Source organism: Corynebacterium auriscanis (assembly GCF_030408435.1).
GTDB lineage: Bacteria > Actinomycetota > Actinomycetes > Mycobacteriales > Mycobacteriaceae > Corynebacterium > Corynebacterium auriscanis.
This window is the reverse complement of sequence record NZ_CP047046.1, coordinates 154,636-171,377: the sequence shown is the minus strand read 5'-3', so window position 1 is coordinate 171,377 and position 16,742 is coordinate 154,636. Positions and strand designations below refer to the sequence as shown.

General features: G+C 60.4%; 7 protein-coding genes. 2 read left to right on the top strand and 5 right to left on the bottom strand.

Translation table 11 applies throughout. The annotated features are described in order from the left end of the window. Positions 1 to 70 precede the first annotated feature (70 nt). Entirely contained in the window at positions 71 to 3,607 is a 3,537-nt protein-coding gene (locus CAURIC_RS00720; RefSeq protein WP_290182961.1) for an arabinosyltransferase domain-containing protein, read from the top strand. Positions 3,608 to 4,713: 1,106 nt separating this feature from the next. Here the strand turns inward: CAURIC_RS00720 and CAURIC_RS00715 are convergent. After that, positions 4,714 to 6,150, bottom strand: a complete 1,437-nt coding sequence (locus CAURIC_RS00715) for a glycoside hydrolase family 25 protein (protein ID WP_035114957.1) — start codon at positions 6,148 to 6,150, stop codon at positions 4,714 to 4,716. A gap of 541 nt (positions 6,151 to 6,691) precedes the next feature. Between CAURIC_RS00715 and CAURIC_RS00710 the strand changes: the two genes are divergently transcribed. Continuing rightward, positions 6,692 to 8,788: a M13 family metallopeptidase gene (locus tag CAURIC_RS00710; RefSeq protein ID WP_290182959.1), complete on the top strand. Its 2,097-nt coding sequence runs from the start codon at positions 6,692 to 6,694 to the stop codon at positions 8,786 to 8,788. 152 nt (positions 8,789 to 8,940) lie between these two features. Here CAURIC_RS00710 and CAURIC_RS00705 read toward each other — a convergent pair whose 3' ends face one another. From CAURIC_RS00705 to gltB, 4 genes are all read right to left on the bottom strand, one after another. Then, entirely contained in the window at positions 8,941 to 9,756 is an 816-nt protein-coding gene (locus tag CAURIC_RS00705; RefSeq protein ID WP_035114954.1) for a VOC family protein, read from the bottom strand. Then, entirely contained in the window at positions 9,756 to 10,100 is a 345-nt protein-coding gene (locus CAURIC_RS00700; RefSeq protein ID WP_070434455.1) for an RNA-binding S4 domain-containing protein, read from the bottom strand. The genes CAURIC_RS00705 and CAURIC_RS00700 overlap by 1 nt, the downstream gene beginning before the upstream one ends. A 309-nt stretch (positions 10,101 to 10,409) precedes the next feature. Beyond that, positions 10,410 to 11,948 (bottom strand): glutamate synthase subunit beta, encoded by a 1,539-nt coding sequence (locus CAURIC_RS00695; protein ID WP_035114951.1) that lies wholly within the window; start codon positions 11,946 to 11,948, stop codon positions 10,410 to 10,412. Next, on the bottom strand, positions 11,948 to 16,543 hold the full coding sequence (gene gltB, locus CAURIC_RS00690; RefSeq protein ID WP_290182955.1) for a glutamate synthase large subunit: 4,596 nt from the start codon (positions 16,541 to 16,543) through the stop codon (positions 11,948 to 11,950). Before gltB ends, CAURIC_RS00695 begins: the two co-directional genes overlap by 1 nt. Positions 16,544 to 16,742 lie beyond the last annotated feature (199 nt).

The following is a 16,742-nucleotide window of genomic DNA, read 5'->3' as shown; positions in this document are numbered from 1 at the left end:
AGCAAAAAGGCACGTAACACCAGTCACAAGAGTTACGTATCTAGGGGTTTTTGACGTAGGATGACTACCCGTGTCAAAGGTCCAACAACAACGGCAAGCGGAGTCCACAGTCCGGCAACGATCGCGGCTCAAACTAGTTTCGATCGTCTCCGGTCTAGTTGGACTGATGATGTTCGTCTCCCTCCCCTTCCTGCCCGTCAAGCAGGAATCGGCGGAATTCAACTGGCCGCAGGGAGGTGACCTCAATTCCGTCACGGCCCCATTGATCTCCTACGTCCCCCAGGATCTGGATATCACGCTTCCATTGCAAGAAGTGCAAAACCTCAACGAGGGCGAAAGCACCATTCTCTCCACGGTGCCGGAGGGTTCTACCGAGCCCACGCTGCGTGGCATGTTCGTGCGCTCAACCGGTGACGGTATCGACGTGGTGTTGCGCAACGTGGTTCCGCTGACACTGAGCAAGGACGACCTGAAGGCCCTGCCCAAAGATGCCAAGCTGCGGATCGTCTCAAACTCCGAGGTCACCCGCGTATGGGTACCCGATGCCACCCGCAAGGACAACACCCCCTACGATGCCTCCATCGGCGATGACATCCGACCGATGGTCACCGGCATCTACTCGGAAATCATCAACACACCCGAGTCCGCCAAACAGGCCACCGAAGCGGGCCTGCAAGCCCATGTGACTGTGGACTCCCGCTTCAGCTCCTCCCCCACACTGCTGAAGTCCGCTGTGATGTGGCTAGGCATCGTCCTCACCATCATCGCGCTGTGGACTTTGCACCAGATAGACAAGCTCGACGGGCGCGGCCAAGCCCGCCGCCGCGGTCGCGTGCTGCCGGCTGGCTGGTGGCGACCACGCCTGCTGGACGGCGTGGTCGGCGGATCCTTACTGCTGTGGTACTTCGTGGGCGCAAACACCGCTGATGACGGTTACATCCTCACCATGGCACGCATCAGCGAACACGCGGGCTACATGGCCAACTACTACCGCTGGTTCGGTGTGCCGGAATCCCCATTCGGCTCCCCGTTCTACGACCTGATCGCACTATTAACCCACGTGTCTTCGTCTTCCACGTGGGTGCGCCTGCCGTCGCTGCTAGCCGGCCTTGTTACGTGGCTCGTCCTATCACGCGAGGTGCTGCCGCGCCTCGGCGCGAAGGTGAACTCCCGCGCCGTCGCTCACTGGACGATGGCGGCAGTTTTCCTGCTGTTCTGGATGACCTACAACAACGGCACTCGCCCCGAGCCAATCATCGCGATGCTGTCCCTACTCACCTGGGTTTCCCTAGAGCGCGCCATCGCCACGCACCGCTTGCTTCCGGCCGCCGTGGGCACCCTGTTTGCCACGCTAGCGCTGTCCGCTGGCCCCACGGGATTGATGGCCGTAGCCGCGCTTCTGGCTTCCATCGGATCCTTGATCGGCATTCTCATCCGTCGCCTGCCACTGCTGGATGCTCCCAAGGGATCCCCTCGCGGACGCACCTTTGTAGCGATCCTGGCGCAACTCGCGCCGTTCTTGCCTGCGGGTACCGCAGTCCTGATCACGGTGTTCGCGGACCAAACGTTGGCGTCGGTTATGGAAGCAATCCGCGTGCGAAGCGCCATCGGCCCAGCGGTGCCGTGGTATGAGGAATACCTGCGCTACACCGCGTTGCTTGAGCAGACCGTGGACGGTAGCTTCCCCCGCCGTTTCAGCATCCTCATGCTGTTCTTCGCGTTCGGTGTGGTTATCGCTTCCATGCTGCGCAATCGTCGCGTCCCCGGTGCTGCCAAGGGGCCCAGCACCCGCTTGGTCATGGTCATACTGGGCACGATGTTCTTCATGACCTTCACACCCACCAAGTGGACCCACCACTTCGGTGTATACGCGGGCATCGGCGCAGCTATCGCGGCGCTAGCAGCCGTGGCGGCCTCGCACATCGCACTGAAGTCACTGCGCAACCGCATCCTGTTCATCGGCGCCTCGCTGATGCTGTTCGCCTTCACCCTGTCCGGCACAAACGGTTGGTGGTACATCTCCTCCTACGGCGTGCCGTGGTGGGACAAGTCAATCCAGATCGCCGGCATCGAGATGTCGAGCGTGATGCTGGCTGTTTCCCTGCTGGTTCTAGTCACCGCTGGTGTCATTGGATTTCTTTCCGACGCCAAGCATGCCCGAGCCACATCCTCCGCCGAAGTCGCAGATATCGACCAGAAGGAAAAGCGCCAGTCGGCCCGACTCAACGGGTTGACCGCCGCACCCATCGGTGTGCTGAGCGCGGTAGTGGTAGCCTTCATCCTCGCTTCGCTGACCAAGGGCATGCTGGCGCAATGGCCCGCCTACAGCGTGGGGCAGGGCAACATCAAGACCCTCTCGGGCAATACCTGCCAGTTGGCGGACGCCGTGCGCGTGGAAAAGAACACCAACGATTCCTTCCTAGAAGTAGCCGATGGGTCCGCGTTGAAGGATTCACTGCAGGGAACGGACGCGCGTGGATTCGACCCAAACAATGTGCCCACGCGCATTAACCCCGGTGAAAACAACTCCAGCGGCACCACCCCCCAAACCAGCGTGATCAACCAGAACCAATTTAAAAATGGTGGCACAAGCACGGACGGGGCGGCGTCGAATAAAAAGAACGACGGCACCGATAAGACTGACAGCCAAGCTGGCGGAAGCAACGACGACGGAACGGGCACCAGCGCGGTCGATGCGGCAAATGCCGCGCAGGACCAGTCCGTGGAGTCCGGCACCACCGGTGGTCTGACGGAGACCAAGGGAGTGAACGGCTCCTACGCGAAACTGCCGTTCGGCTTGGACGGCAAGAAGGTGCCAGTGTTGGGCTCCTTCACCGAAGGACTGCAGCTGCCGGCTCACACCACCACCAAGTGGTTCAAGGTCCCAGAGCTGACGGATACCAAGCCGCTGATTGTGTTCTCCGCAGCCGGCGAAGTTGCGCACTACGACATGAACGGTGTGTTCCAGTACGGCCAGGAGCTCAAGGTGGAGTTCGGCAAGTCCAACGGCCAGGGAGATTTCGAGCTGATGGGGCAATACCAGCCGCTGGACATCGGCACCGCGCCGGAGTGGCGCAACATGCGCATTCCAAAGGAAGCCGTGCCCGAAGGTGCCGAGGTGATCCGTATCCGGGCCGTGGATATGAATGTCACGCCCGATCAGTGGCTGGCGATCACGCCACCCCGCGCACCCGAACTGATCTCTATGAACGAGGCCATCGGTAGCGACCAACCCGGATTACTGGACTGGTCCGTGGCGCTACAGTTCCCATGCCAGCGTTCCTACGGTCACAACGCGGGTGTGGCCGAGGTTCCAACCTTCCGCGTATCCCCCGATCACGGTGGCCGTCGCGCGCACTCGCCTGTGATGGATTACTCCGGTGGTGGCTCTGTGGGGCTGGTTCAAATGACCACCGAAGCCCAGGAAATGCCTACCTACCTGCAAAATGACTGGCAGCGCGACTGGGGTGTGCTAGACAAGCTGACGACCTATAAGGACGGCGCCGGGGAGGAGCCGAAGCCGGTTGAGCTGCGCACGTCCACCGAGACCCGATCGGGCACTTGGACACCGGGGCCGATGAAGTTCGAGTCCAAGAAGAAGCGGTAGGGGGTGCTGCTGGGGGGTGTGCGGCTGGTGCTGGGGGTGGGGGTGTGAGGCTGGGGGGTGGCCCCAGAGCCGCAGGGGGCTGTTGGGGGCTGGGCCTGGTGCTGGGGGGGTGGGGGTGTGAGGGTTTTGTTGCTGCCGGTATTAAGCCTGGTCAGGGCTGGGCCTGAGACCGCACAGGGGCAGGAGGCTCTCCCGAACCCCCTAGTGCCCGAATTCCCGCGCCAACCCAAGTACCAGGGTTCCCGCGCCGACCCCAGTACCGGGGTTCCCGCGCCGCACAACAAATGTGCAGCAGAAGTCCAACAAAAACGCGTGATTTTGTCAGAGTTCTGCTGCACATTGTGCGAAGTAGTATGTGGGCGGCGGACACTCCGCCCCACACGTCGTTCATTATCCGGACAGCCGCTCGGCAAACCCCCGCCACGTGCGAAAAGCAGAACGGGACGTCACCTACACGACCGATACTGTGCATCACATTCTGCTCCTCCAACACCCCAAACAGACGGACAACACCAAAGGCCCAACAAACCCGCCACGAACGAAAAGCAGAACAAGAATCTCAACAAGGACCGAGGCGCAAGAAGGGTGGCCGGGGTACCGCGGGACGAGAGGATGAGGGAATGAATGCGCATACAAATCCCGTATCGCGGCCCCAGGGGAGCTAGCCAGCTGAAAACAGAGCACAGCACCGACCGGAACCTCCATGTAATCCCCCACTACCCAGCTGGTGAAAAGCTAGTCTTAACACGACGGGCGATAGAGAAACTAAAAAGGGATCCAAGCGCGTGTACGCGCTTGGATCGATTCCTTGCAGCAGTGTCGGCACTGCAACCCTACATAGGTCAATCCGGCAGGTACGTATGGCGAAGCTAACGCAGCACCAGCGCCATCAGGGCACCCCACACTTCACAGTTACTCCCACGCCGGCACCCGCACCGGCACCATCGGGGGACTCCACACTTCGCAGTTGCTCCCGCGCCAGCACCCGCACCGGCACCCCCGCACTTCGCAATTAATCCCACGCCAGCACCACCGGGGCACCCCTTGCTTCCCGGTCCGCTTGCGTTTGTTCTCGTAACCCGCACCGGCGCCACCGGGGCATCCCTCTACTTCGCAGTTGCTCCCGCGCCAGCACCGTTTCCAGCGCCTGCACCCTTCGCACCACCCTGAACCAGCTGAGGCAACTGCTGAGCAGCCTTCTTGCCCGCTGGAGTCGGGACCGCCTTGGCTGCCTCATCGGCCAGTTCCTTCATCGCGTTCGGATCTGCGGAAACCTGGCCACTTTGCAGCTTAGCGTTCCAGTTCTGCGTACCACCGAACTGCTGCAGCAGCTTCAGCAGCTGGCTGACATTGATCTGTCCACCTGCGCCTGCCCCGCCCGCGCCCGCGGAGCCGGCAGCACCTTGCAGTAGAGGCAGCAGCGCGTCGATCGGCACCTGCCCTCCCGACTTATTGAATTCTTGGAAGGCTTTAGCCAACGCAGTAACGGCCTTCAATCCTTCTTGCCCGGCCTTCACGGAGCCCGAGACCTGATCGGGCTGAGGCGCACCCTCAGATGAGCCCATGGCCGTACCCTGCAGCTGCTGAGCCCCTTGAGTTAGCAACGTCTCCGGTGATACGCGCCCGCCAATCACACCCAGCAAAAGCATCACGAAGTCGGTCGTTAGTGGCACATCCACACCGGTGAGGTGTTCCACCTTATTGACCACACCCGCTTCGTCTTTCACGATGTCGCGAATTGGCTTCAACGCAGCTGCGTCTTTACCTGCCTTTGAATCGGCCGACATTTTCTGCGCCAGCTGCTGCAGTTGTGCATCCGACCCGTAGTACTCGTTCAAGTCCACTTGGGTCTGTACACCTGCTGCACTACCAGAACCGGAGTACTGCCAGAAGGTGACTTCATCCCAGCCACCTGGGATTTGGTTGGGCAGTTGGGTGTTGTAATAGGCCAGCCAGAGTGGGTACTCGGAGAACTCCGTGGTGTTACCCATCTGCTGCATCCAGAATGCGTAGTAGGTGTAGATGATTGGATCGCGCCCGGTCAGGATCTTGATCTCATCAATCCACTCACGCACCCAATTTTGCAGTGAAACTGGGTCCAGCCCACCAGTTTCCTCCAGGTCCAGCACGGGGGGCAGGGATGGCTGCGGACCGGTGGTCAGCGCACTGGCGTAGAAACGCGCTTCTGCGCGTGGGCTTCCCGTGCCGGGCTTGGCGTAGTGGTAGCTACCGGGCACAATGCCGGCTTCCTGAGCCTTGATGGAATCCGAAACGAAGTATGGGTTGGTATAACCCACACCCTCGGTTGCCTTCACGAAAGCGAATTTTTGACCGGAAGCAGCTACGGCATTCCAGTCAATGGCAGCACCGCCGGGGTGCTGGTGGGACGCTACGTCGATGCCTGGGAGTGCCCAGGTAGGAACAGGAATCACGTTAGTTGCGAACAACGCCGCAACGGTTGCTGCAGAACCGACGAGGGCCGCTGCAGTGATGCGGGCGGGGGCGGTAGTGCGCGCGTTTCGGCGCCATGGCAATAAAAGCATGAGTAACACAATACTCAAGATTCCCAAAAAACACAGTAGTAACACCAATCTCATTTACATCAATACACAACAATTCTTTTGGTCACCTCTCCATTGCACCGCAAAATCCCTAGTTAACGCCCCGCCGCCCTCCCTGAGTGCCCTCACCCCCATAGTTTCCGGCTGAAAAATTTTTCCGCATTCCGGGCGTGTCTGGCACAAAAGCCACGCGCAATTCATGCTGGCGTTGTCGCGCTAGGCGATCCGGTAAGCAAGTCCCCCTGCCCCACGCGCAATTCATGCTGGCGTTGTCGCGCTAGGCGATCCGGTAAGCAAGTCCCCCTGCCCCACGCACAATTCATGCTGGCGTTGTCGCGCTAGGCGATCCGGTAGGCAAAGCCCCATGTCCCACGCGCAATTCATGCTGGCGTTGTCGCATTAGGCGATCCGGTAAGCAAGTCCCCATGTCCCACGCGGAATTGATACTGTCTCCACCCCATGCATCACGCGTGTTTCACTCCAAACCCCAATCGTGTCTGGCTCCATGTCTAAGGTGGAAACCATGACTGAAACGAATTCCAACTCCGCCCCTTCCACGGTCGCTGCGACAACCGCGGGCGCCGCAACAATTCCAGACAATATTTCAGAGCGCTCTACCGGCCACCCCACCCCGCAACAAGACTTGTACCGCTACATCAATGGGGAATTCCTCGCAAACCACCAGATTCCGGCCGACCGCCCCATCGATGGCGCATTCACCGCACTGCGCGATCGCTCTGAAGCCGATGTCCGTGCCCTCATTGAAACCGCGGCCAAGCAGGATCCCTCTGGCCGGGTCGGGGCGCTCTACTCTTCATTTATGGATACCGCTGGCATTGAAGCCGCTGGTCTTTCTGTTCTCGACGCCGACCTGGATCCGATCAGGTCCACCTCCCGACTCGAGGATCTGGCGACCGCGTTGGGCACGCTGGATACCCGCGGCGTAGGCGGCGCCGTCGGGTACTTCATTGAAAAGGATTCCAGTGAGGACAAGGAAATCGTTTACCTCGTCCAAACTGGCATCGGCCTGCCGGATGAGGCGTATTACCGCGAGGATCAGCACGCAGAAACGCGCGAAGCCTACCGAGCATTCATTGTGGATATGCTGAACCTCGCGCAGAAACAGGCCCGACCCGGCCGTTTCGCGGAGGCCAGCGCTGAAGAGGCCGCTGAGGCCATCTTCGATTTCGAAACCCGCTTGGCCAAGGGGCATTGGAATAACGTCGATAGTCGCGAAGCAGAAAAGACGTATAACCCAACTGCCGTCAGCGACCTGCCCACCGCGTTTCCTTTCGCGAAATGGTTGGAGGCCACCCACGTTGATCCACATTCCGCCGGCGGCAAAACGATCATTGTCAATCAACCTTCCTATCTAAACCACGTCGCGGACATGGCCCAGGATTCCACGATTGACCTTGACCAGTGGAAGCTCTGGGCCTACTGGCGCGTGCTCACTGCTCGCGCGGGAGTTCTGCCCGAGGCCATTGGGAAGCGCAATTGGGAGTTCTACGGCCGAACACTGAGTGGTGCAACGGAGCAAAAGGATCGGTGGAAGCGTGGCGTCGGCCTAGTAGAAGGGTCAGTAGGTGAAGAGGTCGGCCAGAAATTCGTGGCCGAGCACTTCCCACCCGAGTACAAAGAAAAGATGCTTGAACTGGTCGATTACCTCATCGAAGCGTACCGGGAGCGGATTTCGGGGTTGCAGTGGATGACTCCAGTGACGCGCGAAAAGGCGTTGGCGAAGTTGGACAAGTTCCAGCCCAAGATTGGTTACCCAGACAAGTGGCGGTCCTTTGCGGGGCTGGAAATCAGCCCGAAAGGCGCTGACCTAGTGGCCAACGTGCGCGCGGCTGCGGAGTTCAACCACGATTACGAAGTCAGCAAGTTGGGCAAGCCCAGTGACAAGGGCGAATGGTTCGCCACCCCCCAAACCGTCAATGCGTTCTACAACCCGGTGAATAACGACATTACGTTCCCGGCGGCTATTCTGCGCCCACCATTTTTCTCCCCCGATGCCGATGCGGCGCAGAACTTCGGTGCGATCGGCGCAGTCATTGGTCACGAAATCGGGCACGGTTTCGACGATCAAGGGTCGAAGTATGATGGCGATGGCAATTTGAACTCTTGGTGGACCGATGAGGACCGAGAAGCGTTCACCGCGCTGACCAAGCGCCTTGTGGATCAATTCGATGGTTTGGTTCCCACCGGCCTGGAGCAGCGCGGGATCACCGAGCACAAGGTCAATGGCCGGTTCACACTGGGTGAAAACATCGGTGATCTGGGTGGACTGGGGATCGCCGTGGTGGCACTGCGCCGTTACTTGGCCGACCAGGGCCAAGACTTCGATTCCGCGCCAAAACTGCAGATGGAGGGCTTGGATGCCGTGGCCAGTACCGAGTTCACAGCGCTGCAGCGGTTGTTCATTAGCTGGGCGCGGGTCTGGCAAACCGCGATCCGCCCACAACTGTCGGCGCAGTTCATCTCCGTTGACCCGCACTCCCCCGCGGAGTTCCGCTGCAACGTCACTAGCTCGAACGTAGCGGAGTTCTATGAGGCCTTCGATGTGCAACCTGGCGACGGCATGTGGCTGGACGAAAAAGATCGCGTGAGCATCTGGTAACTCACGCGACCGGGGGCTCTCCGTGTTGGCCCCCCTTTGCGCGGTCCGCCGGCGCAACCAGTCGGACGGCGCTACAGGTCGCCACCGGTCGGCCGGCGCAACCAGTCCGCCGGCACTAGAGGCCACCGGTCGGTCGGCGCAGATGATGGGTGTTAGCCCTCGGGGGCGAACAAGTCCGGCTCGTGCACGTCATCTTGGGCTGGATCATATTCCGCAACCTCGCATAGATTGAGGATCGCGCCCGTGGAATCTTGGATGGTTGCCACGCGACCAAATTCAGCCTCGTACGGTGGGCGTACCACCACGCCACCCAAGGCAGGGATCTGCGATACGGCCTTATCGATATCGGCCACACCCATGTACGTCGTCCACAGGCTGGTGGATTGCTCCATCGCGGAGGTATCCCACATACCCGCCAGTCCCCCGCCTTCCAGTTCGCCGACGGCATACCGGAACTCCGGATCATTACTGGCCTGACGAATGTCCCAACCGGCGAGTTCGTGGTAGAACTCCAAGGTTTCTTCCCACTTATCCCCCACGAGCAGCTCATACCACACTGGGGTGGAAGGCTCGCCCGCTGCAAGCAATGCATGTTCATCGGCTGGGCACTTCAGACCAATGGCTGCACCCGCCGGATCCAGGAGCATCGCCATGGCACCGCGCTCCCCTAATGAACGGGGCTCCAAGGCGCTGGTAGCGCCCGCGGAGACGGCGGCGTCGTGCGAAGAAACAACATCAGGGGTGTACAAGCACAAACCCCACATCGACAGCGAGCCCTCTGGCACCTGGGCCAAACCGGCGACGGGCATTCCTTCACGACGAGCGACAACGTAGCCACTGTTTTCCCCGTCGAGCTCCTCGAACTCCCAGTCGAGCAGCTGCCCGTAGAAGTTCCGGGCGGCGGTGATGTCGGTGGTGGCTAGATCAATCCACAGGGGCATGCCGGGGTGGGCGATGATGGCGGGCATTACATGTTCCTCCACTTTTCGGGGTCGAAATCGTCATCGGCGGTGGCCTCGTCGAAGTATTCGCCAAGGTCATCGTCATCGTCAATGCCTGTCGCATTCGCCGAGTTGTCCGAGCATTCCACCACGCGCGCGCCAGCGAGAACCGAACCGTCCTCGCCGAGCACCGTCACCTCGTCACTTGGGCGCAGGACTTTGCCGCGCCTAGTCTCGACCTCACCATTAACGCGAACCATTTCGGTGCGGATGAGGTCCTTGGCGATCCCGCCGGTTTCCACCAGGTTGGCGTACTTGAGGAACTGCCCTAGGCGGATTTCATCGCGAACGGGAATGTCGGGGATTTGCATACCGGCCAGTGTACGGGGTGAGGCCACGCGGGTCACCATCGACGTCATTGGTGGCGGGGTGTTTCAAACCTGTACCGACAGGGCACAAGTACGCACGCGAGAATGCCTTAGCGCGCATCGCAGGCACCGTGCAGGCACCGTGCAGGTAGCGTGCAGAACCGTTATATACGGGCCCGCACCGCCAGATCCACTCCGCCGCTTGCCCAGCGCTAGATGCGCCATGCCCGAGCAGGGGTGCCTAAGCCCGCACCGCCAGATCCACTCCGCCGCTGGCCCAGCGCTAGATGCGCCATGCCCGAGCAGGGGTGCCTAAGCGCGCATCGCCAGATCCGTTGGATTGATCGGCCGTGGCAGGGCGGTCTCGCCCATCAGCACACGATCGGCCTCCGCCGCGGCAGAACGCCCTTCGGAGATTCCCCACACGATCAGGGACTGGCCACGCCCTGCGTCGCCAGCGACGAATACCGGGATGTCCGCAAAGTCCGGTGTGGTGGCCTTGGCACGGTACTTGCCGTCGCGCACCAGCCGTCCGCGGCCGTCGACCTCCAGGCCCAGGTCCCGCACTACGGCGGATTCTTCGACGGAAACGAAGCCCATGGCCAGTAGCACTAGGTCCGCATCCATTTCGAAATCGGTGCCCGGAACGTTTTCCAACCCGTTGTCACCAAAGCGGCATTCAGCACCCTTCAGGCCCGTGACCTTGCCATCGGTACCAGTGAGTTCCACGGTGTTGATCTGCCAGCCACGCTTACCCAACGTATTGCCCACTTCGCGGGTATCGAAGCCCAGCTTCTCCACGATCTCCGCAGTCTCTTCACCCGTCACGGCGTATTCGCCTTCCTCATGCGCGGATGCGAGGCGCAGCTGCAGGGGGTAGGTCGGCCAGGGCGTAGAAGCAGCACGGGTCTTCGGTGGCTTCGGCATGATGTCGAACTGATGTACAGTCTTCGCGCCTTGTCGCAGCGCGGTACCGAAACAGTCAGTACCCGTATCGCCACCACCGATGATGACCACGTTCTTGCCCTTGGCATCGATCGGGGACGTTTCAATATCCCCGTATCCCACGCGGTTTGCCGGTGGAAGGTACTCCATTGCCTGGTACACACCCTCCAGATCACGGCCTGGCACGGGCAGGTCGCGACCAACGGTGGAACCGATTGCGAGGATCACGGCGTCGAAATCCTTGAGGTCTTCACCGGTGGGGCTGATGTTGGTCTTGAAGACAGTGCCTTCGGCCTCCATCTGCTGGATGCGGCGATCAATCCACTTCTTTTCCATCTTGAATTCCGGCACGCCATAGCGCATCAGGCCACCGATGCGGTCGGCGCGCTCGAAGACGGTGACGGCGTGCCCGGCGCGAGTGAGTTGCTGCGCTGCCGCCATGCCCGCAGGTCCGGAACCGACAACGGCCACCTTCTGGCCCGTGGAGAACGTCGGCTTGATGGGTTCCACCCAGCCTTCCTTCCACGCGTGCTCCACGATGGTGAATTCGACGGTCTTGATGTTGACGGGATCGTCGCCGATACCCAACACGCACGCGCCTTCACAGGGAGCGGGGCACAGACGGCCGGTGAACTCCGGGAAGTTATTGGTCGCGTGCAGGCGGTCGTATGCCTCGCGCCAGCGGCCCTGGCGGACTAGATCATTCCACTCAGGGATGATGTTGCCCAATGGGCAGCCGTCGTGGCAGAACGGGATACCGCAATCCATGCAGCGGCTGGCCTGAGTCTGCACCTTGTCGTCGGAGAAGTTCTCATAGACTTCGTTCCAGTCCATGAGGCGCAGAGGAATCGGACGGGTCGCCGCACCCTCGCGACGGTACTTCAAAAATCCTTGTGGATCAGCCATTACTTCACTTCCTCCATGATGGCGGCGGCGATGCCGTCCCTGTCTAGACCGGCTTCTTCGGCTTTCTGGATGGTGGTCAGTACGCGTGCGTAGTCGCGTGGCATGACCTTAATGAGGTCCGCAGCATTGACCTCTACGGTTGAACCCGTGAGCTGCTTGTGCGTTGCGATGGTTTCTTCCAACCACCGCAGTTCTTCTTCGTCGGTGACTGTTTCTACTTCTACGAGCTCGGGGTTGATTCTCTTTTCGACGCCGCTTCCATCGTCCAGGAGGTAAGCAATACCACCGGACATGCCCGCGGCGAAGTTGTTGCCCACCTTGCCCAGGACGATAACGCGGCCACCTGTCATGTATTCACAACCGTGGTTTCCGATGCCTTCTACCACTGCGGTGACACCAGAGTTACGAACACAAAAGCGCTCGCCGACGGAACCGCGGATGAACATCTCACCGTGTACACCACCGAATCCCAGAACGTTTCCGGCGATCACGTCGTTGGAGAGGTCCTCGGCTTGGTCGTTATCGCCTGGGCGGATGATGATGCGCGCACCAGAGAGCCCCTTGCCGACGTAGTCGTTGGCATCGCCCTTCAGCGTCAACGTCATTCCGTGTGTGGTGAAAGCACCGAACGAGTTACCGGCCGATCCCGTGAACTCGAGGTTGACGGTGTTCAGCGGCAATCCTTCGCGACCGGCCACGCGGGAAATCATGGAACCGGTCATGGTGCCGACGGTGCGGTTGACGTTCGTGATGGGGTAGGACAGGTCGATGGAAACGTCCTCGCCTGCTGCTGCTCGGCGGATGGTGTCCTCGGCATCCTTTCGGATTTGGTTATCCAGCGCCTTTTCCAGGGAGTGATCCTGTTTCTTGGTGCAGTGCAGGTCCTGGTGCATGAATGGGCTGTCGGGGCGCTCAAAGATGCGGGTGAGGTCCAGCTTGCCGGCGGTCTTGTGATCCACGGCCATGGAACCACCGGTGAGGCATTCGGAGTGCCCCACGGCTTCTTCGATGCTGCGGAACCCTAGCTCGGCTAGGTATTCACGGACTTCTTCGGCGATGAACTTGAAGAAGTTCACCACGTGCTCCGCTTGTCCAGTGAAGCGCTTGCGCAGCTCCGGGTTCTGGGTTGCCACACCAACGGGGCAAGTATCAAGGTGACACACGCGCATCATGATGCAGCCGGAAACCACGAGCGGTGCGGTGGCAAAACCGAATTCTTCAGCACCCAACAGCGCCGCTACAACAACATCGCGGCCGGTCTTGAGCTGACCGTCACATTGGACGGTGATGCGGTCACGCAGACCATTCATCAACAGAGTCTGCTGGGTCTCAGCCAGCCCCAGCTCCCATGGGCCACCCGCGTGCTTGAGGGAGGTCAGTGGGGAAGCGCCGGTACCGCCATCGTGGCCGGAGATCAGCACGACATCCGCGTGTGCCTTAGAAACACCCGCTGCGACCGTGCCCACGCCCTGCTCGGCCACCAGCTTGACGTGGATGCGTGCATCTGGGTTGGCGTTCTTCAGGTCGTGGATGAGCTGTGCCAGATCCTCGATGGAGTAAATGTCGTGGTGCGGTGGTGGGGAAATCAAGCCCACGCCCGGGGTGGTCACACGAACCTCGGCAATCCATGGGTAGACCTTGCCCGGAGGCAGCTGGCCGCCCTCACCTGGCTTTGCACCCTGGGCCATCTTGATCTGGATGTCCGTGCAGTTGTTCAGGTAATGGCTGGTCACACCGAAGCGGCCAGAGGCTACCTGCTTGATTGCGGAACGCTTCCAGTCACCATTGGGCTCCTTCTCGAAGCGGGCTGGATCTTCGCCACCCTCACCGGAGTTGGACATGCCCTTGAGGCGGTTCATGGCAATCGCCAGCGTCTCATGCGCCTCGGCGGAGATGGAGCCGTAGGACATTGCACCAGTGGAGAAACGCTTGACGATCTCGCTGACTGGCTCTACTTCATCGATGGAAATCGATGGGCGGTTGCTTTCGAACTTGAACAGGCCACGCAAGGTCGCCAGCCGCTCGGACTGGTTGTTGACCCGGTCGGTGTATTCCTTGAAGATCCGGTACTGGCCGGTGCGGGTTGCATGCTGCAGTTTGAAGACGGTTTCTGGGTTGAACAGGTGGTACTCGCCTTCGCGGCGCCACTTGTATTCGCCACCGATTTCCAGCTCGCGGTGAGCTTGCTCTTCAGGGCGTGGCAAGAATGCACCGCGGTGGCGGGTTGCCACGTCGTCGGCGATTTCTTCCAGTCCAATGCCTTCGATCGGGCTGAATGCACCGGTGAAGTACTCGTTGAGCAGGTAGTGGTTCAAACCGATGGAATCCGCCAGCTGTGCGCCACGGTAGGAAGCGACAGTGGCGATGCCCATCTTGGACATGACCTTTTGCAGGCCAGTGCCCATTGCCTTAATGAAGTTGGCCTCACCCTCGGCAACGGTGACGTTCCCGATGCGCCCTTGGGCAGCCAAGTCCGCGATGGTTTGCAAGGCCATGTATGGGTTGACGGCATCGGCACCGAAGCTGACCAGCATGGCCAAGTGGTGAACCTCGCGGCAGTCACCGGACTCGATGACCAGCGATGCGCGGGTGCGGGTCTTCTCCTTCACCAAGTGCTGGTGAACTGCGGAGGCCAGCAGCAGGGATGGAATCGGCGCGTAGCGCTCGTCGGACTCGCGGTCGGACAGCACGATGACGGTGTGATCCTCGGCAATAGCCTGGGAAACTTGGCGACGAATTCTCTCAATGGCTTGGCGCAGGCCGGCACCACCATGGGCTACTGGGTACAGACCAGAAATGGTGATGGCTTTAAAAGCACCGAACTTGGCCTCGTCTGCCCCTGCGGCTCCCACGATGTTCGCCAGCTGTTGGTTATCCAACACTGGGGTTTCCAAGTGAATCCGGTGAGCGGCCTCCGGAGTGGGGTTCAGCACGTCAGCTTGCGCACCCAGGTGGGTGAACAGGCTGGTCACCATTTTTTCACGGATGGAGTCCAATGGCGGGTTCGTCACTTGAGCGAATCGCTGTGCGAAGAAGTCATACAGCGTGCGCGGACGGTTGGACAACGCAGCGATTGGAGTATCGGTACCCATGGAACCGATGGCTTCGGCTCCAGCGCCGGCCATCGGACGGATGAGGGTTTCTACATCCTCCTCGGTGTAGCCGAAGACTCGCTGGCGCAACACTGTGCGCTCGTGGTTCATCTCGATAGTTGTGGACTGTGGCAGATCCGCAGCCCGCACCAGCTGGTCCTCCACCCACTGGGTGTAGGGCTGCGCAGCCAACTGCTGCTTGATTTCCTCGTCACTGACGATGGTTCCTCGGGCGGTATCAACCAGGAACATGCGACCTGGTTCCACGCGGGTGCGCTTGACGATGTCCTCTTCGGGAATATCCAGCACACCAGCTTCGGATGCCATAACGACGAGCCCGTCCTTGGTGATCCAGATTCGTCCTGGGCGCAGACCGTTACGGTCCAGTACAGAACCGATCACAGTGCCGTCGGTGAAGGCCAAAGCGGCCGGACCATCCCATGCCTCCATGAACGTGGAGTGGTACTCGAAGAACGCGCGGACTTCTGGGTCGATGTTCTCGTCGCGCTCCCACGCTTGAGGAACCATCATCAAAACCGCGTGTGGCAAACTGCGTCCACCTAGGTGGAGCAGTTCTAAAGCTTCATCGAAGCGACCGGTATCGGAGCCTGCTGGGTCACAGATGGGCAGTACGCGATCGAGGTCTCCCAGGATCTCCGAACGAATCTGGGACTCGCGGGCGCGCATCCAGTTTTCGTTGCCGCGAACGGTGTTGATTTCACCGTTGTGCGCCAGCATGCGATAAGGGTGCGCCAGTGGCCAGCTAGGGAACGTGTTGGTAGAGAAGCGTGAGTGCACGATAGCCAGTGCAGATTCCACGCGCTCGTCCTGCAAATCCAGGTAGAACTCACGCAGCTGAGGCGTGGTCAGCATGCCCTTGTAAACCATGGTGCGGCTAGATAGCGATGGGAAGTATACGGTTTCGCTGCCGGCTCCGGCACCGGCTCCGTGGGTGCCGAGTTCGCGCTCCGCACGCTTGCGTACGAACCACACGCGCCGGTCCAATTCAAGGCCGCTTAGGGGGTTGCCGTGGGCGTCGGAACCAGAAAGGAACAGCTGCTGGAAGATTGGTTCGGCATCGCGGGCGATGGCGCCGAGGGAGGAGTTATCAGTCGCGACATCGCGCCACGCGATAAATTGCAGACCTTCTTCCTCGATGATGCGCTCCACAGCGCGCATTGCATCGAGTGCGGCCATGCGGGAGGCAGGGAGGAACGCGATGCCGGTAGCGTACTGACCGGCGGGGGGCAGATTTACGCCCTTACTTCCCAGTTCCTCACGGTAGAAACGGTCTGGAACCTGAATGAGGATACCGGCACCGTCACCGGTATTCTTCTCGGCTCCAGCCGCACCGCGATGGTCTAGGTTGACCAGCGCCTGGATGCCCTTTTCCACAATGTCGCGGGTCGGGCGGCCATGCATATCGGCGACGAACGCCACACCGCATGCATCGTGCTCAAACTGCGGGTCATAAAGACCCTGGCGTGCAGGGTAGTTATTCATAGTCGGCGACCTAACTCTTCGTCACAAGTACCGCTAAAGCGAATACGTGAATAATTTGCACCAATTTTCGTGGGTGAGGACGCAACGCATCCTCTGCTGTTACTCCGGTCACTTTGGAAACCGAGGTGAGTGTATAGAGTCACCCATGTCACCCGACCTGTCCAAATCAGGGTTACCTAAGTTCAGCTTCGCGATCGGG